The sequence below is a fragment of the Mesorhizobium sp. M6A.T.Cr.TU.016.01.1.1 genome (genome assembly GCF_003952585.1).
In the GTDB taxonomy this organism is placed as follows: domain Bacteria; phylum Pseudomonadota; class Alphaproteobacteria; order Rhizobiales; family Rhizobiaceae; genus Mesorhizobium; species Mesorhizobium mediterraneum.
In genome coordinates this window covers 1203077-1221110 of record NZ_CP034452.1, presented here as the reverse complement: position 1 = coordinate 1221110, position 18034 = coordinate 1203077, and the positions used below count along the sequence as shown (strand labels likewise).

General features: G+C 62.2%; 22 protein-coding genes and 2 tRNA genes. 7 read left to right on the top strand and 17 right to left on the bottom strand.

Annotation, left to right across the window (positions count from 1 at the left end):
• The first annotated feature begins 9 nt into the window (after positions 1-9).
• The 3 genes from EJ075_RS05665 to EJ075_RS05655 are packed head-to-tail and all read left to right on the top strand — an operon-like array spanning position 10 to position 3864.
• Positions 10-930, top strand: coding sequence for an ABC transporter substrate-binding protein (locus EJ075_RS05665; RefSeq protein ID WP_245458110.1), 921 nt, complete (start codon positions 10-12; stop codon positions 928-930).
• Positions 931-988: 58 nt separating this feature from the next.
• Positions 989-2968, top strand: coding sequence for a Fe(3+)-hydroxamate ABC transporter permease FhuB (gene fhuB, locus EJ075_RS05660; RefSeq protein ID WP_164547038.1), 1980 nt, complete (start codon positions 989-991; stop codon positions 2966-2968).
• A gap of 23 nt (positions 2969-2991) precedes the next feature.
• Positions 2992-3864, top strand: coding sequence for an alpha/beta hydrolase-fold protein (locus EJ075_RS05655; RefSeq protein ID WP_126103675.1), 873 nt, complete (start codon positions 2992-2994; stop codon positions 3862-3864).
• A gap of 546 nt (positions 3865-4410) precedes the next feature.
• Here the strand turns inward: EJ075_RS05655 and EJ075_RS05650 are convergent.
• From EJ075_RS05650 to EJ075_RS05595, 12 genes are all read right to left on the bottom strand, one after another.
• Positions 4411-4851, bottom strand: a complete 441-nt coding sequence (locus tag EJ075_RS05650) for a hypothetical protein (protein ID WP_095483500.1) — start codon at positions 4849-4851, stop codon at positions 4411-4413.
• A gap of 258 nt (positions 4852-5109) precedes the next feature.
• Entirely contained in the window at positions 5110-5646 is a 537-nt protein-coding gene (locus EJ075_RS05645) for an MgtC/SapB family protein (protein ID WP_095483501.1), read from the bottom strand.
• Positions 5647-5980: 334 nt separating this feature from the next.
• Positions 5981-6056 (bottom strand) — tRNA-Phe (locus EJ075_RS05640).
• A gap of 198 nt (positions 6057-6254) precedes the next feature.
• Positions 6255-6452: a DNA gyrase inhibitor YacG gene (gene yacG / locus EJ075_RS05635; protein ID WP_095483502.1), complete on the bottom strand. Its 198-nt coding sequence runs from the start codon at positions 6450-6452 to the stop codon at positions 6255-6257.
• Between the two features lie 49 nt (positions 6453-6501).
• Positions 6502-7128 (bottom strand): Maf-like protein, encoded by a 627-nt coding sequence (locus EJ075_RS05630; protein ID WP_126103674.1) that lies wholly within the window; start codon positions 7126-7128, stop codon positions 6502-6504.
• A gap of 27 nt (positions 7129-7155) precedes the next feature.
• Complete coding sequence (infA, locus tag EJ075_RS05625) at positions 7156-7374, bottom strand: translation initiation factor IF-1 (protein WP_006200926.1); 219 nt, start codon at positions 7372-7374, stop codon at positions 7156-7158.
• Between the two features lie 92 nt (positions 7375-7466).
• A complete protein-coding gene (locus EJ075_RS05620) occupies positions 7467-7931 on the bottom strand; it encodes a low molecular weight phosphatase family protein (RefSeq protein ID WP_281032968.1) in 465 nt (154 codons plus the stop codon).
• A gap of 1 nt (position 7932) precedes the next feature.
• On the bottom strand, positions 7933-8418 hold the full coding sequence (locus EJ075_RS05615; protein WP_126103672.1) for a UPF0262 family protein: 486 nt from the start codon (positions 8416-8418) through the stop codon (positions 7933-7935).
• A 6-nt stretch (positions 8419-8424) separates the two neighbouring features.
• Positions 8425-9717 (bottom strand): histidinol dehydrogenase, encoded by a 1293-nt coding sequence (gene hisD / locus EJ075_RS05610; RefSeq protein ID WP_126103671.1) that lies wholly within the window; start codon positions 9715-9717, stop codon positions 8425-8427.
• A 10-nt stretch (positions 9718-9727) separates the two neighbouring features.
• Positions 9728-10159 carry a DUF2948 family protein gene (locus EJ075_RS05605; protein WP_095483507.1) on the bottom strand — a complete coding sequence of 144 codons (432 nt, stop codon included), beginning with the start codon at positions 10157-10159 and terminating at the stop codon, positions 9728-9730.
• Positions 10160-10250: 91 nt separating this feature from the next.
• On the bottom strand, positions 10251-11543 hold the full coding sequence (gene murA, locus EJ075_RS05600) for a UDP-N-acetylglucosamine 1-carboxyvinyltransferase (protein WP_095483508.1): 1293 nt from the start codon (positions 11541-11543) through the stop codon (positions 10251-10253).
• Positions 11544-11672: 129 nt separating this feature from the next.
• Entirely contained in the window at positions 11673-11861 is a 189-nt protein-coding gene (locus EJ075_RS05595; protein WP_095483509.1) for a hypothetical protein, read from the bottom strand.
• A 214-nt stretch (positions 11862-12075) separates the two neighbouring features.
• Between EJ075_RS05595 and EJ075_RS05590 the strand changes: the two genes are divergently transcribed.
• Positions 12076-12150, top strand: a tRNA-Thr gene (locus EJ075_RS05590).
• A gap of 771 nt (positions 12151-12921) precedes the next feature.
• Positions 12922-13221 (top strand): DUF1236 domain-containing protein, encoded by a 300-nt coding sequence (locus tag EJ075_RS05585; RefSeq protein ID WP_095483510.1) that lies wholly within the window; start codon positions 12922-12924, stop codon positions 13219-13221.
• Here EJ075_RS05585 and EJ075_RS05580 read toward each other — a convergent pair.
• Both EJ075_RS05580 and EJ075_RS05575 read right to left on the bottom strand, forming a co-directional pair.
• Entirely contained in the window at positions 13212-14093 is an 882-nt protein-coding gene (locus EJ075_RS05580; protein ID WP_095483511.1) for a transglutaminase family protein, read from the bottom strand. The two genes, EJ075_RS05585 and EJ075_RS05580, sit on opposite strands and share 10 nt — an antisense overlap.
• A 70-nt stretch (positions 14094-14163) precedes the next feature.
• Complete coding sequence (locus tag EJ075_RS05575; protein WP_126103670.1) at positions 14164-15054, bottom strand: transglutaminase family protein; 891 nt, start codon at positions 15052-15054, stop codon at positions 14164-14166.
• A 218-nt stretch (positions 15055-15272) separates the two neighbouring features.
• Here EJ075_RS05575 and EJ075_RS05570 point away from each other — a divergent pair, with 218 nt between their 5' ends.
• Entirely contained in the window at positions 15273-15473 is a 201-nt protein-coding gene (locus EJ075_RS05570; RefSeq protein ID WP_095483977.1) for a hypothetical protein, read from the top strand.
• A gap of 145 nt (positions 15474-15618) precedes the next feature.
• On the opposite strand, the gene EJ075_RS05565 is transcribed toward EJ075_RS05570, so the two are convergent.
• Together EJ075_RS05565 and EJ075_RS05560 are read right to left on the bottom strand one after the other, a co-directional pair.
• Entirely contained in the window at positions 15619-15819 is a 201-nt protein-coding gene (locus EJ075_RS05565) for a CsbD family protein (RefSeq protein WP_095483513.1), read from the bottom strand.
• A gap of 193 nt (positions 15820-16012) precedes the next feature.
• On the bottom strand, positions 16013-16276 hold the full coding sequence (locus EJ075_RS05560; protein ID WP_029348484.1) for a hypothetical protein: 264 nt from the start codon (positions 16274-16276) through the stop codon (positions 16013-16015).
• A gap of 220 nt (positions 16277-16496) precedes the next feature.
• Here EJ075_RS05560 and EJ075_RS05555 point away from each other — a divergent pair, with 220 nt between their 5' ends.
• Positions 16497-16781: a DUF3606 domain-containing protein gene (locus EJ075_RS05555; RefSeq protein WP_095483514.1), complete on the top strand. Its 285-nt coding sequence runs from the start codon at positions 16497-16499 to the stop codon at positions 16779-16781.
• Here the strand turns inward: EJ075_RS05555 and EJ075_RS05550 are convergent.
• On the bottom strand, positions 16738-17739 hold the full coding sequence (locus EJ075_RS05550; RefSeq protein WP_126103669.1) for a YihY/virulence factor BrkB family protein: 1002 nt from the start codon (positions 17737-17739) through the stop codon (positions 16738-16740). The genes EJ075_RS05555 and EJ075_RS05550 overlap by 44 nt on opposite strands.
• Between the last annotated feature and the right edge of the window lie 295 nt (positions 17740-18034).

Here is an 18034-nt window from a genome sequence, read left to right as displayed (position 1 = left end):
CCAGGGACCGTGCCTGAGCGTCACATCCAGACGGCCATCCGCCCTCGCAACCGAATGACCCGGCGCGCGGCGCTCGGACTTTTCGCGCTGCCCTTCGCCGGCATTGTGCCCTCGATGGTCGAGGCGAAGCCGCTGCGCATCGTCTGCCTGGATGACGGGCTGGCCGAGACCTTGCTCACGCTCGGCGTCAACCCGGTGGCCATTGCCGGTCGCGATGTCTGGGAGAACTGGGTGGTCGAACCGCCGCTGCCGCCGGAGATCGCCGATGTCGGCACGTTGCTGGAACCGAATCTCGAACTGCTGCAGCAGCTTGCCCCGGACATCATCCTGTCCATGCCGTATCTCGACGGCATCAAGCCGCTGCTCGAACGCGTGGCGCCGGTAACGACGATCGGGCTCTATACCGAAGCGGGACAGCCCTATCAGCGCGCCATAGAGGCAACCCGCCAGCTGGCCAAGCTTGTCGGCAAGGAAACGGAAGGCGAAGCGCTGATCACAGCGACGGACGCCTATTTTTCAGAAGTTCGCCGGGAGCTGGCGCCGCTTTCGGCGCGGCCGATCTATATCGTCAGCTTCTTGGATCCGCGCAATGTGCGCGTCTACGGCAGGAAAAGCCTGTTTCAAGAGGTGTTCGACCGTATCGGACTGCGCAATGCCTGGGCGGGCGAGACCAATTATTGGGGGTTTTCGACCGTCGGCATCGACGGCTTGGCGACGTCGAGCGACGCGCGCCTTGCCTATCTCGAACCCTTGCCCGAGGGCGCCGGCGGCACGCTGACCGAAAGCCCGGTCTGGAATGCGATGCCCTTCGTGCGCAACCGCTCGATCATACGTCTTCCCGCCGTCCTGATGTTCGGCGCGCTGCCGTCCGCCACCCGTTTTGCCCGCGTCCTGGCCAAGGCGATGACTGGGGAAGCTGCCCGTGGCTGAGGACGCAACAGCCTTGGCGGAAGACGGCAGCCTGACTGGCCGGAGAGGGTCGCGCCGCATGTTGGGCAAACAGCCGGCGGCCGCGATCCTGCTCTGTGCGGTGCTGTCAGCGGCAGCGGCGGCGGCAACTGCCTCCAATCTCACCGTGCAGCTGCCTTCGGCACTTTGGCTGCAATCGCTCACCGCCCCTGATATCGACGACATGCGGCAGGTTCTCGTTCACTATGCCTTCCTGCCCAGGCTTACGGTCAGCCTTTTGTGCGGTGCCGCCCTTGGCCTTGCCGGAACCGTTCTGCAGCAGGTCTTGCGCAACCCGCTGGCCTCGCCGGAAACCGTCGGCGTCTCGGCCGGCGCCTATCTGGCTCTGGCATTGGCGACGCTTCTGGCACCCTCCCTGCTTGCCTACGGCCGCGAATGGGTGGCGCTTGCCGGCGCTTTTGTCGCCATATCGGCCGTCTTCGCTCTGTCCTGGCATAAGGGCCTGTCGCCGCTTTCCGTCGTGTTGGCAGGGCTGGTCGTCAGTCTCTACGCCGGCGCGGTTGGAGCAGCCCCCATCGTGCTCCGGCACGAATGGCTGACCAGCCTGTTTATCTGGGGCGCCGGGTCGCTCGGCCAGCAGGACTGGACGACGACGCTTTGGCTGTTGCCGCGCATCGGCGCTGCGGCTTTGGTGATCGGCCTCATGGTGCGGCCGCTCACCCTGCTTGGCCTCGACGATGAAGGCGCGCGCAGCCTCGGCGTTCCGCTTGGCGTGTATCGTTTCGCCGGGCTGGCTGCTTCCGTCGCGCTCATCGCTTTCGTCGTCGCTGCTGTCGGCGTGGTCGGCTTCGTCGGCCTGGCGGCGGCGTCCCTCGCCCGCATCGGCGGTGCGCGCCGGCTGAGCCAGCGGCTGGTCATGGCGCCGCTCATCGGTGCAGCGCTTCTGTGGGCCGCCGACCAGGCGGTGCAATTGGCGACCGGGGCGCAGGGCGACCTGCTGCCGACCGGCGCGATCACAGCCCTTCTCGGCGCGCCGCTGCTGCTGTGGCTGCTGCCACGCCTGGCGCTTCGCCTGGAGGTCCCGGCGCTCACCGAGGAGCGCCTGCCCAGAACAGGCCGGCCCGGCCTAGTGCTGGCGACGATTGGCCTGTCCCTGCTTCTGCTGCTTGGGCTGGCGTTGCTCTATGGGCCAGGGCCGGACGGCTGGACGTTCGCCTTCGGCGACCAGTTGCAGCCCTTGCTGTCATGGCGCTGGCCCCGCGTGTCCGCCGCGTTTGCCGCCGGCGCGATGCTGGCGCTTGCCGGGCTGATGATGCAGCGGTTGACCGGCAATCCGATGGCCAGTCCCGAGGTGCTCGGCATCAGCGCCGGTGCGGCGCTCGGCATGATGGTGGCGCTGTTTTCGCTCGCCGATGCAGGCCGCCCGGCCCAGACCGCGGCGGCGACCGTCGGCGCCTTCGCCGCTCTGCTGGTGACGCTGGCGATGGGGCGACGCGCCGCCTATGCGCCGGAGCGCTTGCTGCTCGCCGGCGTGGCCCTGACGGCGCTGTTCGATGCGCTGATCCTGATGCTGACCGCCACAGGTGATCCGCGCGCCGTGAAACTCCTCAACTGGCTTACCGGCTCGACCTATGGCGTCGATGCCGGTGCCGCGCTTCTGACCGGCGCCATCGCTTTTTGCCTGTTGCTGCTCGCGCCGCTTTTCCTGCGCTGGCTGGATATGCTGCCGCTTGGGTCCTCCACTGTCCAGTCGCTTGGCGTCGATGTGCCCAAGACCCGGCTTCTCGTACTGCTGATGGTTGCTGTTCTCACCGCCGCATCGACGCTGATCGTCGGCCCGCTGACCTTCATCGGCCTGATGGCGCCGCATCTCACCCGCCGCCTTGGGCTCGCCCGTGCGCTGCCGCAAGCCGCCGGCGCGGTGCTGGTTGGGGCTTTGATCATGGTCGCCGCCGACTGGATCGGCCGCACTGTCATCTTCCCGCGCCAGGTCCCGGCCGGGCTCGTCGCCACGCTGATCGGCGGCCCGGTGCTGATGTGGCTGCTGCGCCGCCGCTGACTTTTGTCCCTGTGGAGATATCCATGCCCAAGTCGATGGAGGCATTGATCGCCGACACCACCGTCCACGATCTGGCTCCCGCGCATGGCAGCGATCCCTACCGGATATTCCTGCATGTGCCGGCAAAGCCAGAGCCACGGGCTGGCTGGCCGGTGCTCTACATGACCGACGGCAACGCCGTGATCGCCACCGCCGTCGATGCCATGCGCGCCCAGGCGGGTTACCCGCTCGGCACCAATGTCGAGGAGGGGATCATCGTCGCCATCGGCTATCCCGTGGCGGGCGCCTACGACCCGCTCAGGCGGTCATGGGATCTCGGACCGCCGCCTGGCGAGATCTATCCGCCATTCCATGATGGTGGCCCGGAGGTCAGGACCGGCGGGGCGGAAGAGTTCCTCGCCTTCATCGAGGACGAATTGAAGCCGTGGGTGGCGAACCGCACCAGGATCGACAGCGGCCGGCAGGCGCTTTACGGCCACTCCTTTGGCGGGCTGTTTGCGCTCTATACCCTGTTCACTCGCCCTCTCGCCTTCCAGACCTGGATTGCTGCCAGCCCGGCCATCTATTGGGAGGATCGCCTCATCGACCGCTTTCTCCAGGCGTTCGAAGCCGCCGTGCCGGATGGCTTGATGACGCAGGTGATGCTGTCGGCCGGCGAATACGAGACCGAAAAGCTGGCGCCGTTCCAGATCGGTGCTGCGGATGAGGCAAAGCGCCTGGAGCACAAGAAGCTGACGCGCACCGACGAATTCGCGCGGCAGATGGCGGAGCGTCTCGGCACGATCCCTGGCCTGAGCGCCGGTTTCGAACTGCATGCCGGCGAAAACCACATGTCCATCCTGCCGGTCACGGTCAACCGTGCCGTTCAGGCGGCATTCGCGGTGCATCGTCCCTGAACGCAGGTGCTCGGGGCGCGCCAACGCGGCGCCGAGGGCGCCTCTTCCGATCGCAGATCCGTGTGTGCCCGATATGAGGTCCGCTCGAGGTGACTATCGGGCCTGGCGACGGTGGCGCGCAAGTCTCGCCCTCGCAGGGCTTGCTGGAGATGTCGGTGGCGAAGATTGGCCGGCGCCACTTGGGGGGGCGTTGGGGTAGGTTTGCCTGATGGGCGCCGGCCAGGCGGAAATCAGGTCCACCGCAAGGGAATATAGCAGGCGTGGCAAGCGATGGCAGTGGTGTGATCGCGGAAGGTCGTTCGCGCTTCCCGGATGCGGTGACCCATTATGGGTCAACATGTCTGGCACCTGAATTGCACCGTAGGCAATGCCGGGTAACACCCCGGCATCGTCCCCGAGTATGGGGCCTCGCCGCTTCGCAAATGGAGCGGCGGGCCTTTTCGGCTAAGGCAACAGCTGCGAATTGCAAAATCACACTTCAGTTGGATTCAACCATCCGCGCGCCGCTGTGAGCGCGTCGCCACCGGATCTCCAAGGTAGCGTTTGTTATTCGGCGCGAGCCGGCGGTAGTTCGAACAGGTTGGCGCCATTCTCCTGGCCTCGCTCGACATAGCCGATTATTCGAAACCATTTTGCGACATCCGGTCTCTGGAGCCAGCTGCGCGAGTGAATGGGGAGGTTACCGGCGAGCGCCTGGATATGGCGAATGTGCCGCTTACAGAAGCGAACCGTTGCGGCGCTGAAGAAATCCTCCTGTGCGGCGAATAGCGTATCGGCGGCGTCGCTATGCTCGTGCCACGCGATGATCGCCACGGTCTTTTCACCCTGGACAAGCGCATGAGCACGGCCCTCTTTCAAATTCATCATCAGATTGTCGTACGCGATCTTGCTGTCCTTGCCGGCCGCGGCGTACTCGTCCGATATCCGCTTGGACAGATCACGGAAAAGAGCTTCCAGATCTCCAACCGTTGCTGCGCGTGCTCTCATTTCTCCTCCTAGAGCCCAGAGGTAGTTTGCCCTAAGGATAGGGGATCACCAAGCAAATCAAATCCGTCATCGGCCCAAAGCGAGCAAAGATGTTTCGTCGGGCGAGGCCGGCTGTGTTGGAAAATGGTGCCCTGAGGTGGAATCGAACCACCTCCGGGGTCAAATTTCTCCAGGCAGCGAGGGATATGACGCGCCAGGGGCCAGCTTGGGATCCGTCACGCACGCCGCGGTTCGTCCTTTGCACGCGGGGCGTTGCCCTCAGCCTTTGCGCCGCTTGGACTTATCTTCTTCCGACATGGGCTTTCCTTGTTCGGTGCTCTCGCCAATCCCGGACTTGGCTGCCAAACTATAAAGAAGGCCTGCCACGACAAGCACCAAAAGCGTGCCGAGGGCCGCCACCTGCCACAGACCGAGCCCGCACGCCACGCCAATTGCGCCGGACAGCCACATGCCTGCACCGGTCGTCAGCCCGTGGATCTCGCCTCTCGAAAACAAAATCGATCCGGCGGCAAGGAACGCGACGCCAGCGGTAACCGCTTCGACAACACGAATCGGATCCACCTTCACCGATTCCTGCAGAAACATCGGCGCGTGAACGATTTCAATCGTCAGAATACCGAAAGTAGCCGCTGCCACGCAGATCAGGATATGGGTGCGAAGGCCAGCAGGCCGATTTCGCCATTCGCGTTCGAAACCGATCGCAGCACCGAAGATCGACGCCAGTAGAAGCCTGGCCGCAATAACCGGAAACGGGACGTATGTCGGATGGCCGAATTCTTGGAGGAGTTGTTGCATGAGTAACCCGGGCTGACCGGACACAACGTGCTCGGACCGGCCAGGTTCCCCAAGGTTTGCCGGAGGGAGCGCCGGCCTCCACCTTATGGCGCACGATCCGATCGACACGCTGGGAAAGGCCCGGCACAATATGCTCATCAAGGCGGAATGCAGTTGCGGCAATGTCCGCTATTGCCGTTCGGCCGACCTGACGATGGTGTATGGCGGCGGGTTCGGTCCGCTAAAGCTGGAGTTCGATTGCAGCCGGTGCAAGCCGGAGATCAAAGTCACGCTGCTCGAAGTTCATCCCGAACCACAGCTTTTTCATAAGTTTCTGAATTTATTTGGGAAAAATTGGTGCCCAGAGGCGGATTCGAACCACCGACACGCGGATTTTCAGTCCGCTGCTCTACCAACTGAGCTATCTGGGCCTGTTCCGGCACGCGGGCAGTGTTGCACACCGGATTTCTTGAAAGCGCCGCAGGCGCCCCTTGAAAGCGCGTGGGTTATAGCACGGGAATCCGGCCTGTCCAGCGCTTAAGCGTTGATTTCGAGCGGGAGACCAGCAGTTGTTCGACAGGCTGATTCATGGGCCACGGTCGGGACCAGCGGACTGCTCTGAACGGGCCTCATTTGGGAGGGTCACCGTCCGTTTCGTCCTCGTCGTCGCGGGCAGAAATGACGTAGGCGCCCTTGAGCCAGCGGTTGAGGTCGATGTCCTTGCAGCGTGTCGAGCAGAATGGATAGGTCTCGCGCGCCGACGGCTTGCCGCATTCGGGGCATGGCCGCTTGGGGCGCAGCGGCGTGACTTTGTCGTCCGAGCTCATGGCCGCCCCGAACTTATAGCCGCTCCGAAACTCATGGCCACCCCGAAACTCATGGCCGAACTGACTGCCAGTTGGCGTGCACCTTGAACCCCTCGCCAGTCAGAAGCGCCACCGTCTCATAGAGCGGCAGGCCGACGACGTTGGTGTAGGAGCCGACAAGCTTGACGACGAAGGCGCCGGCCAGCCCCTGGACGGCATAGCCGCCGGCCTTGCCTCGCCATTCTCCCGAGGCCACATAGGCGTCGATCTCGGCGCGCGGCAACCGCTTGAAACGCACCCTGGTCTCGACCAGCCGCTGGCGCAGCTTGCCGGCCGGCGTGATCAGGCAGATGCCGGAATAGACCCGGTGCGAACGGCCGGACAGCAGCCCGAGGCAATTGGCGACGTCGTCGAACGTTTCGGCCTTGGGCAGGATGCGCCGGCCGACGGCGACCACCGTGTCGGCGGCCAGCACGAAGCTGGGCGCATAGTCCTCTTCCGTCTGCAGTGAGCCCAGCGCCTTCTCGGCCTTTTCCTTCGACAGGCGCTTGGCCAGCGAGCGCGGATGCTCGGCGCGCAGCGGCGTCTCGTCGACACCGGCCGGCAGCACGCGATCCGGCTCGATGCCGGCCTGCTGCAACAGCTCGATCCGGCGCGGCGAACCCGAGGCAAGCACGAGCTTCTGCAAAATGCTCATCGCGATCCCGGCCGAACTCTGACGATCTTACTTGAAACGGTAGGTGATGCGGCCCTTGGTCAGGTCGTATGGTGTCATCTCGACCAGGACCTTGTCGCCGGTCAGCACGCGGATGCGGTTCTTGCGCATGCGGCCGGCCGTGTGGGCGATGATCTCGTGTTCGTTTTCGAGCTTCACCCTGAACATCGCGTTGGGCAACAATTCCGTGACGACACCCGGAAACTCGAGGACTTCTTCCTTCGGCATTCGATACCTTTGCTTGGATGGGGATTCCCAGCGCCCCGGCCGGAATTTGGGCGGAACCTATATGATAATCGTGCGCTTGTGAACATGCTTAATCAGCGCGGTTTTTTTGCTTCCGGCGCCAGAAAACGGCCGCCGATCCGCGCCTTTAGCCGTTCGCGCACTTCACGATAGGCGGCCATGATCTGCTCACGCGTGCCGCCCACGCCGGTCGGGTCCGGCATCGGCCAGTATTCGACGTCGACGGCAAGCGAGCGGGTAAGCTCGAGCGCGGTGTGATGCGCCTCCGGCGACAGCGTGACGATCAGGTCGAAATAGTCGTCCTCAAGATCGTCCAGTGTCCTCGGGTGTCGTCCACCCAGCGAAAGCCCGTCCTCGGCCAGCACGGCGTCGACGAATGGGTCGCGTTCGCCGCCGCGCACCCCGGCCGACGCCACGAAAGTGGTCGCCGGAAGCATTTGGCGCGCCAGCATCTCGGCCATCGGCGAGCGCACGGCGTTCATGCCGCAGACAAACAGGATCGAGCGGGGCAGGATCGAGCGGGGCAGAGGGGCTGGCAGTTCAGCCTCGCCAGTGCAGCACGCAGACCAGCGTGAACAGCCGGCGCGCCGTGTCGAAATCGATATCGATCTTGCCGGCCAGCCGGTCCATCAAAGTCTGCGAGCCATCGTTGTGCAGGCCGCGCCGGCCCATGTCGATCGCCTCGATCTGGCTGGGGGTCGAGGTGCGGATGGCGTCGTAGTAGCTTTCGCAAATCATGTAATAGTCCTTGACGATGCGCCTGAGCGGCGTCAGCGACAGGATGTGGGTGACGACCGCCGTGCCGTCCTCGCGCGTCACCGCGAAGACCAGGCGGGATTCGGCCAGCGACAGTTTTAGCCGGTAAGGCCCGGCGCCGTCGTCATTGACCGGCTGGAAGCGGTTCTCCTCGATGAGGTCGAAGATCGCCACCGCCCGCTCATGCTCGACATCGGGCGTCGAACGGCCGATCGATTCGTCGAGTTCGACATCGATCAGCCTGCCATGGGTTCGATCGTAGTCGGACATGTCAGTCTACATGTTCAGCCGTATGGCGACGGAGCGTCCATGCGCGTCGAGGCCTTCCGCCTTGGCCAGCGCGATGGCCGCCGGCGCCAGCGCCCGCAACTGCTCCGGCCCGAGCTTCAGGATCGAGGTGCGCTTGACAAAATCGAGCACCGACAGCCCGGATGAGAAGCGCGCCGAGCGCGCCGTCGGCAGCACGTGGTTGGAGCCGCCGACATAGTCGCCAATCGCTTCCGGCGTGTGGCGGCCGAGAAAAACAGCACCTGCATTGCGCATCCGCGCCAGGAAGGCTTCCGGCTCGTCGATCGCAAGCTCGACATGTTCGGCCGCGATGCGGTCGACCAGCGGCAGTGCTGCCTCGATTTGGGGAACGAGGATGACGGCGCCGAAATCGCGCCAGCTCGCCGCCGCCGTCTCGGCGCGCGGCAGGCTTTTCAACTGGCGCTCGACCGCCTGTTCGACCGCCGCGCCAAAGGCGGGATCGTCGGTGATCAGGATCGACTGCGCCGACACGTCATGCTCGGCCTGGGCAAGCAGGTCGGCGGCGATCCAGTCCGGATCGTTGCTGCCGTCGGCCACGACAAGCACTTCCGAAGGCCCGGCGATCATGTCGATGCCGACCGTGCCGAAGACCTGGCGCTTGGCCGCGGCGACATAGGCATTGCCGGGGCCGACGATCTTGGCGACCGGCTTTATCGTCTCGGTGCCATAGGCCAGCGCCGCGATCGCCTGCGCGCCGCCGACGCGGTAGATTTCGGAGACGCCGGCGAGGTCGGCGGCCACCAGCACCAGCGGCGGCACCCCGCCGCCGGAGGCAGGCACAACCATGGCGATGCGCTCGACGCCGGCGACCTTGGCTGGGATGGCGTTCATCAGCACCGAGCTCGGGTAGCTCGCCGTGCCGCCCGGCACATAGAGCCCGACCGCTTCGACCGCCGTCCAGCGCGAGCCGAGCTCGACGCCGGCGGCGTCCGTATAGCGGTCATCCTGCGGCAGTTGCCGCTGGTGATGGGCGCGGATGCGCTCGCGCGCGAATTTCAGCGCTTCGATCGTCTGCGGATCCGCTGCGTCGTACGCCTTGGCAATGTCATCCTCGGAGACGGCAATGCCGAGCTTGATCAGGTCGCCGCCGCCGAATTTTTGCGTGTAGTCGACCAGCGCCGCGTCGCCCTCGGCGCGCACTCGTGCGATGATCTCGCGCACCACGGCATCGACATCAGCCGAGACTTCCCGCTTGGTCAAAAGGAACGCGGCAAAACGCTGCTCGAAATCGGCATCGGACAGGCGAAGGGTGATGGCCATCTTGCGCTGCTCAGGCTCTGTGGAAGGGGCGCGAGGTCGCTTCCCAGGCACCGCCGATGTCGGCGAGCCGCGCCTCGATGCACTCGACATCGAGCATGATCGCGCCACCGCCTGAAAAGATCAGCTCGACAATGCCGGCCGGCTTGTCGAGGGCGAGAAAGCTGATCGCCAGCAGCGACAGCACCTCATCGGGCTTGTCGCGGGCAATGCCGCTGGTCTTGGCGCCCAGCACCCGGTCGAAATGCAGCACACTTTGCCGCCGCTCATTGTGCTGGCGGAACAGGCCCGATTTCGCCTCCCAGACGAAGCGGTTCATGGTCACCACGAAGCGCTTGGCCGCCGGCATGTATTCGAGGTCGCCGACCTTCAGCACCGCGTCCTGGACATGGGCCGAGACGATGCTCAGATCCTGATCGTCGAGCGCGACAAGCTTGAGAGCCATGCGGATTTCACACCTGAAAGTTGACAATTCAACCTTCTGTTAGGCGGTCTTTTCGGTCCGCGCAACCGCGCCGCAAACCTTGCGAAATCGCCTAGCCGGAAATCCGCTCGATCACCGCGCCGCAGCCGGACAGCTTTTCTTCCAGCCGCTCGAAGCCGCGGTCGAGATGGTAGACGCGGTTGACCGTGGTCTCGCCTTCGGCCGCCAGGCCGGCGATGACCAGCGACACCGAGGCGCGGAGGTCGGTCGCCATGACCGGGGCGCCCTTCAGCTTCGAGACGCCGTCGACGATCGCCGTCTGGCCGGAAAGCGTGATGTGGGCGCCGAGCCGGGCAAGCTCCTGCACGTGCATGAAGCGGTTCTCGAAGATCGTCTCGGTGATGCGCGATTTGCCCTTGGCCATGGTCATCAGGCCCATGAACTGCGCCTGCAAATCGGTCGGGAACGCCGGGAAGGGCGCCGTCGCCACGTCGACCGGCGCAATGCCGGCGCCGTTGCGCCTGACGCGGATGCCGGAATTGGTCTGCGTGATCTCGGCACCCGTCTGGGAAATCACGTCGAGCGCGGTCTGCAGCAGGTCCGCGCGCGCGCCTTCGAGCACGACGTCGCCGCCGGTCATCGCGACGGCCATCGCATAGGTGCCGGTCTCGATGCGGTCGGGTATCACCCGGACGCGCGCACCCGACAGCGCTTCAACGCCGTCGATGGTGATGGTCGCGGTGCCGGCGCCGGAAATCCTGGCGCCCATGGCGTTGAGGCAATCGGCGAGGTTGACGATCTCGGGCTCGCGGGCGGCGTTTTCGAGCACCGTCTCGCCTTTGGCCAGCGAAGCCGCCATCATCAGCACATGGGTGGCACCGACCGATACTTTCGGGAAGACGTAGCGGTTGCCGACAAGACGGCCGTTCCTGGTCTTGGCGATGACATAGCCGGTGTCGACGTCGATATCGGCGCCAAGCACCTGAAGGCCTTCCAGGAAAAGATCGACTGGGCGCGTGCCGATGGCGCAGCCGCCGGGCAGCGAGACCTTGGCCTCGCCCATACGGGCAAGCAGCGGCCCGATCACCCAGAAAGACGCGCGCATCTTCGACACCAGCTCGTAGGGTGCCGTGGTGTCGACAATGTTGCGGGCGGAAAAATTGATGGTGCGCGAATAGCCTTCTTGCTGCTTTTCGCGGCGGCCGTTGACCGAATAGTCGACGCCATGATTGCCGAGGATGCGGATAAGCTGCTCGACATCGGCCAGGTGCGGCACGTTTTCCAGGGTCAGCGTGTCGTCGGTCAAAAGCGAGGCGATCATCAGCGGCAGCGCGGCATTTTTCGCGCCCGAGATCGGAATGCTTCCGGCAAGCTTGTTGCCGCCGACAATTCTGATGCGATCCATGGAAGAAACGTCCCCTCGGCCGAAAGGCCGGTTTTCAATCGGTTGAGTCTGTTGTGGCCGGTCTAGACCATTGGCCGGCTTGGTTCAAGAAACAGGATTTCGGGCTTGGGCCCAGCCTGTTGATATAGGTCAATCCTTTTGCGTTTCCCTTAAGGCATCGAGCCCGTCCGGCCGCTTGTCGGCGTCGCCAGTGCGCCGCGAGCGCGACTGCGCCTTGCGCTTCTGCAGATTGGCGCGCAATTGCTCCGCGAGCCGGGTCTTGCGGTCGGTCTTTTTCGATGGACCGCTTTTGTCAGGTGGAATTATCGTGTCGTTCATGGTTCCGTCCCGGCTGACGCTTAAAGCGACGTGCGTCCGCCTGGACGCACAAAGTACGCTTTAATACTTTTTATCTCGCCAATCCGTTCTCAAGGGATAGCCAACATTGTGGCGCCGCCATGTCCGGAAAACCCGCCGGAGCGGGCTTTCACAGATGACTTGCGCTTGGCCTTGCGCTTGCCGGTTCGATATGGCAGAAGCCCCGCCATCAGCGGCTGCGGTAGCTCAGTGGTAGAGCACTCCCTTGGTAAGGGAGAGGTCGAGAGTTCAATCCTCTCTCGCAGCACCAGTTTTCCTGAAGACTCTCAATAGTGTGCTTCGCCTGGTCATTTCTTCTTTCCGGCACCAGCAGGCGAACGAAGGCGCAACACGGCACCAGTATCCGTGGATTTTCCGTGGACTTTATCCCCGTTGCATTTACGAGTCGTGCGGAAATTCAAGCCGTCGACGAGGAGTGACGATGTGTCTCCCGTCGGCTAAAAGACGCGATGCCTGTTGTGGTCTTAATCGGATTGTTTGCGCTCTTGGCGATCGGCAAATTGTTTGAGCCGCTGATCGGTGGGATCGGTTTCTTTTTGTTGATTGGTATCGGGCTGCCCTGCATTATGGCCGCCTACTATTATGCTTGGGACCTTCGGAACCGAGACAAGTTTCGCAGAAAGTGACGGGCAGCCTGCCGAGCGCAAGCTGATGCTGGGTCAAACCTAAGCTGGATCCTGCTACAATCCCCTATGGCCGCTCGATTAGTGGTTATCCTGGTGCTGCTTTTCGCCTTCGCCTACGGATTCGCAAAACTCGTGGAACGTTATGGCGACGCTGGCGACAAGCCCTCTCCGTGTGAACAATGGCCGCATCCTGATTGTCCAGTCCCAAGCGCGCCTCCTCAGGAAGAAACTAAGCCTTGAGCGGGCGCGACCTCAAACGTCAGCGTTGATATGCCGTGGCAGCGGGTTCGCGCCGCGCCACCGGAACAAGAATTGCTCCGCCCCGTTTTAGATAAGTAAGCAACCCGTGGCGGCAGCAATCAAGCACCGCAGCTGAAGGTTGCTCGGAGGCTAATATGGGTAAGCAACTTACATCGGCTGCGGCAGGCATCCTTCTGCTCGTTGGTGTCAGCGCCGCCGCTGCTCAGGACGTCATCATTCAACCCGAGCAGGACACTGTGATCCGGGAATACGTGAAAAAGAAACCGTTGGCATCCCTCAGCCTTCCCGGCGTGGAGCTCAACATCGGCACTGCTCTGCCCGAGACAGTCGAGCTCTACGAGGTGCCGGACGTTCAGTACCGCTACGTAGTCATCGACGGCCGAACCGTCCTGGTCGATCCAGGTACCCGCAAGATTGTGAAGGTCTACGATTGACTTGACCCCTCCCGCTGAAGCCCGTCATGCCGAAAGGTGCGGCGGGCTGGCGCCTTCTCAGGCTCGGCTTGGACTTCTTCTGTGATGACTTCGAAGCGAGTAAGCCGGGAAAGACCGAAGCTCGTTGAGATGGCGACGTCATTCGCATCGCATCCCGTCGCCATCAGGATTCTGCCGATACGAGGCTGGTTATGCCGTGCATCAAAGGTGAACCAATGGCCGCTGAGATAGGCTTGGAACCATGCGTTGAAATCCATGGGATACGGCATCGGCGGTATCCCGATGTCGCCGAGGTAGCCGGTGCAATATCGCGCCGGAATGTGCATGCAACGGCACAGCGTGATTGCCAGATGCGCAAAATCACGACAAACGCCGGCCCGATCGGTTAGCGCGCCGTAGGCGGTCCGCAGCGTGTCCGCGGCCTGGTAGTTGAAGGCGATGTGTTCGTGAACGAAATCACAGATCGCCTGGACGCGCGCCCATCCGGGTGCGGTGTTGCCGAAATTGGCCCAAGCGAAGTCGCCAAGCCGATCGGTATCGCAATAGCGACTGCCGAGAAGAAACCTGAGCACGTAGTCGGGCAGCTCTTTGATATCGTGCTGGATGGCGTCGGCGACCACAATTTCTGGCTTACCGGTGTCATAGATTTCGAAGTTCGTTGATATCGTCGTCAGCCCGGCGGGCGCTTCTATTCTCGTGCATAGATTGCCGAAAGCGTCGATATAGCCGCGGGCCTCGCTCGGGCGATCGAAGCCGATGATTTGTTCTGTCAAAAGATCGATGCGACGTGAAGGATGGATCTCAAGGACGAGCAGCATCGGTGTCGGCTGCGGACATTCGTAGGCAAGCTTGAAACCGGCGCGGATACGCATGGCAGCTCCAACGCGTTGATTTCAGCAAACTCCAGACTGTCCGAACAGTTCCGCAAAACATTAGGGTTCTCTAATTTCCATTGGTGCCGGCTTCCTTCACCACCTTGACCTCCACCGTCATGCCGAGAAAACTCGACGCGCTGCCGGAGTAGCTTCCAGAAAGAGGGATGGCTTGCTGCGGGTGCCTGGCGACGGCCACCCTGATCAGATCCCGGTTGCCGACAATGCCATTGGTGGGATCGAACTCGACCCAGCCCGCGCCAGGCAAATAGACCTGGCACCAGGCATGCGTCGAACCGCCGCCGAGGACAGAAGCACTATCGCGGTTCGGCACATAGACATAGCCAGTCACAAAACGGGCGGCAAAACCAAGCGAACGAACCGCTTCCATCATGAACAGCGCAAAGTCCCGGCATGTGCCTCGGCGCAGGTGCAACGTCATGAGCGGCGGTTGCGTCCCTGGTTCAGTTCGACGGGAATACACAAAGCTCTCGTGGATGGCATAGCAAAGCGTCATCAACAATTTGCCCGTCTCGGTGTGCCCTCTGGCACTCACGAACTGTCGTGCCCATTTGCCGATCTCGTCGCCGTCATCGAGATGATGGCGCTCCATGGTTTGAGTGAGGTCGGTTGCCTCGTCGGGATCATAGGAGAAGGGATAGCTGAGTGCCGCTTCATCGATCCGGAAATCAGGCGCATGCTGCGGTGTGTGATCGAGCCGAATGTCTGTCACGAAACGCAGTTCGTCTTCGGAGCCCTTGAAGTCGACTACCGCAACGCAGTTTCCGAAAACGTCGTGGATCCAGCGAATCTCTTTGGGCTCGGGGTTCACAAACAGCGCGTGATCGAGAAGTCGCTGATCGAAACTATCGCGCGGCCTGAACATCAGCCGGTGCTCGCCAAACGTCACCGGTTGCGTGTAGCGATAGACGGTCGTGTGCTTGACTGAAAAAATCGGCATTGGCTTGCGTCGACCACCTGCGATATCAGCGCAATCATATAATCTTTTTCGATGTGCAGCGGACAAAATGGAGTCCTCCGCCTCGACCGGATCGCATCAGGCGCCGTAGGCCTAAGCCTTTTGCAATCTCCAATTGGTAGACTCTCTCAATGCCCCGGAACTTAATCTTTGCGCCAAGGAGGGGCCAAGGCGAGGAACGTCGCAAACGGGAGGAAGTAATGAACGAGGACTACGATCTGGCCATAGGTCACGACAAGCCCTACGAAATAGCTGCTTTCGCTGAAAAGCATGGCCTTACGATAGGGGCTGCCGAGCTGATCCTTTTCGCCTATAGCCCGTCCCGAGCGGCGTGCGATACTGCCGCAACCGCTTTCCTCACGGCAGTCGCCGCACAAGCCAACAGACAATCGGCGCGCTAGCTCTCGTTCCGAACATCCTGAAAGCGACGGTGGCGTAGATCACCTCGCCACCATCGCATACACGTCGCCCGCCGCTCATTTCGGAGCGGCAGGCTTTGGACGGTGCCGAAGGCTGCGCCGATCGACGGCGCAGCCTTCTGAACGCTCAGGTGAGGCTTCTGGACCAGTCGTCTATCTGGCGCTCTGCCTCTTCCTTGGCAATTCCATACCGCTCCTGAATACGTCCTGCGAGTTGGTCACGATTGCCCTCGATGCGATCAAGGTCATCGTCCGTGAGGTCGCCCCATTGCTCCTTGGCCTTGCCTTTGAACTGCATCCATTTTCCCTTGATTTGATCCCAATTCATGGATTCCTCCTTTGTCGTCTAGAGGAAATGCAATTGGACACCACACGTTCCCGACCGGCGGATCGCCCTTGACGATTATTGTTGGGCGACGCAGCAAAAAGCCGCCAGCCGGAGCCGGCGGGGCGAATTGGAGCAGGGGAGCGAATGGAACCATCCGCGTCTTGAAACTCGACAGAAAGGTTCCCCAGCGGGATCAGCTGGCGCGCGCCAAGGCGATCGATATGACGTTATCTGCATCCGCCCCCGGTAGATCGAACAGCATCGGAAGTTGGCGGGTCATGGCCATTTCAACGATCAACTCTTCAATGGAAGCTGTCGGCAGGTCGGTCTCGACACTATTCGAGATCATCGAGGCAAGCTTGTGGACTGGCACTGGTGCCGACTTCGCACGGTCGTCGAGCAACCTGCTGATTTCGATTACAACGTCTGCGTCAATGCTCTTTGGCAATTCGCGCATGGCTTTTCCTCCCTGCCCGTATCATGCGCGTGCCAGAGGGCTGAGTCTCGAAAAATCGACGTATGGAACCGAAGGCGTGCGTCGGTCCGATTGCTTTGCTGCGTCAGGGCTGAGGCGAAAAAGCGAAGTGCACTGGTGTCGCATGCGGCAACGAAATCGCCCCTTTTGCGTTGGCCAATCATACATCGTTCAGCAAACGTGACCAAAAAGGAGAGTAAGCATGACAGCCGACGCGGCGAAGCTCTATCCCCGCCACCGGGATCGGATCTCCGGCAGCGAGGACTACATAGTAGCGCATTTTGCCCGGCAAAACGGTATCACCCCGGCGCAAGTCCATCAGTTGATCAAGAGATATGGAAGCAACCGCGCCAAGCTGGTGGCGGCGGCGAAGGAACTTCGCACGTCGCTTCGATCAGATGTCCCCAAGCCCCTGCTAGGCTCGGGCCGCCGCGCCGGACGTCTCAGCGCCGGTGTTGATGCCAGAAATGGCTTAGAAACGCGGTGAGGAGACTGCTGAAAACAATCCAGCCAAGGATTTCGTTTTCAGACTTTTCAATCCTGGCCGCCGTCGCCAGCTTCTGTTCGCGATCACTTGCTTTGATGGTCGCCTCCAGATCGGATCGGCTGCCATATCGAACCGAGTAGGCTCGTGTAAATTCGGCGCCCAGCAGAAAGATCTCGGACGAATAAAAGACCCACAACAGCACGACGAGCAGCGCACCGGCTGCGCCGTATGACGATGCGGTTGCGCTTGCTCCGATATACCAGCCGATCAGCGACTTGCCGATCGTGAAGAGAAACGCCGTCACCACCGCGCCGATGCCAACGTCGCGCCATCGCAGCGCGCGATCGGGCAGGACCTTGTAGATTGCCGCGAACAAAAGCGCGATCAGGGCAAACGAGACGATCCCGTTGATTGTGCTCAGGATAATGGTGCCGAAGGGCAGATATGCGTTGATGATTTCGCCAAGCGCAGAAATTGCAGCGCTCGCGACCAGGGACACCAGGAGCAGGAAGCCAAGCGCGGCGACGAGCCCAAGGCTTGCGGCGCGGGCCCGCACAAGCCCGGAAATCGATGTCTTAACCGGTTTGACTTTCCAGATTTCGTTCAGCGCAAGCTGCATTTCGCCGAACACGCCGGATGCGGTGACGAACAGCGTGACGAGCCCCAGGATGGCCGCAAGAGTGCCCGCCGTCCGATGGGAGGCATTTTCGATTGTCGCTTGCAAAAGCTCCGCGCTCTGCGGCCCCATCAGACCCGCGAGCTGGGCCGAAAGGGCAAGTTGCGCCGCATCATTTCCGAAGGCCAGGCCAGCGATAGCGACAACGATGAGCAGGATCGGCGCAAGCGAGGTTGTGGCATAAAACGCCATTGCTGCCCCGTGACTCAGGGCGTTGTCATTGATGAAGCCGACAATGCTCTCCGCAAGGAGTGCCCAGCCCTCTTTCGCCAGATTCCACATGCTAGCCTCACCTGCCTCTCAGCAAGCAATTAGAGGCAGCACGGCAACGGACCAGAGCAGCAGATGGGTAAGTCCGTTTGGATCCGGAGTTTAGGTGATGGATCTTGAGTTGTTTGACGAGGTGCCACTGCGACGACGAGGAGGTAGCAGGCGGCCGAGATTGCAGATCTGGGAGCGGGCGTGGCGCTCTTTTGCGGCAATACGGGCCAGGTTTGACGTGATGAATGTTTTCCTGCAGCGTTGCAGTTCAGCAACAGACTTCGGGGAGATAGCCGGCTACTGTGGGGGATATTCT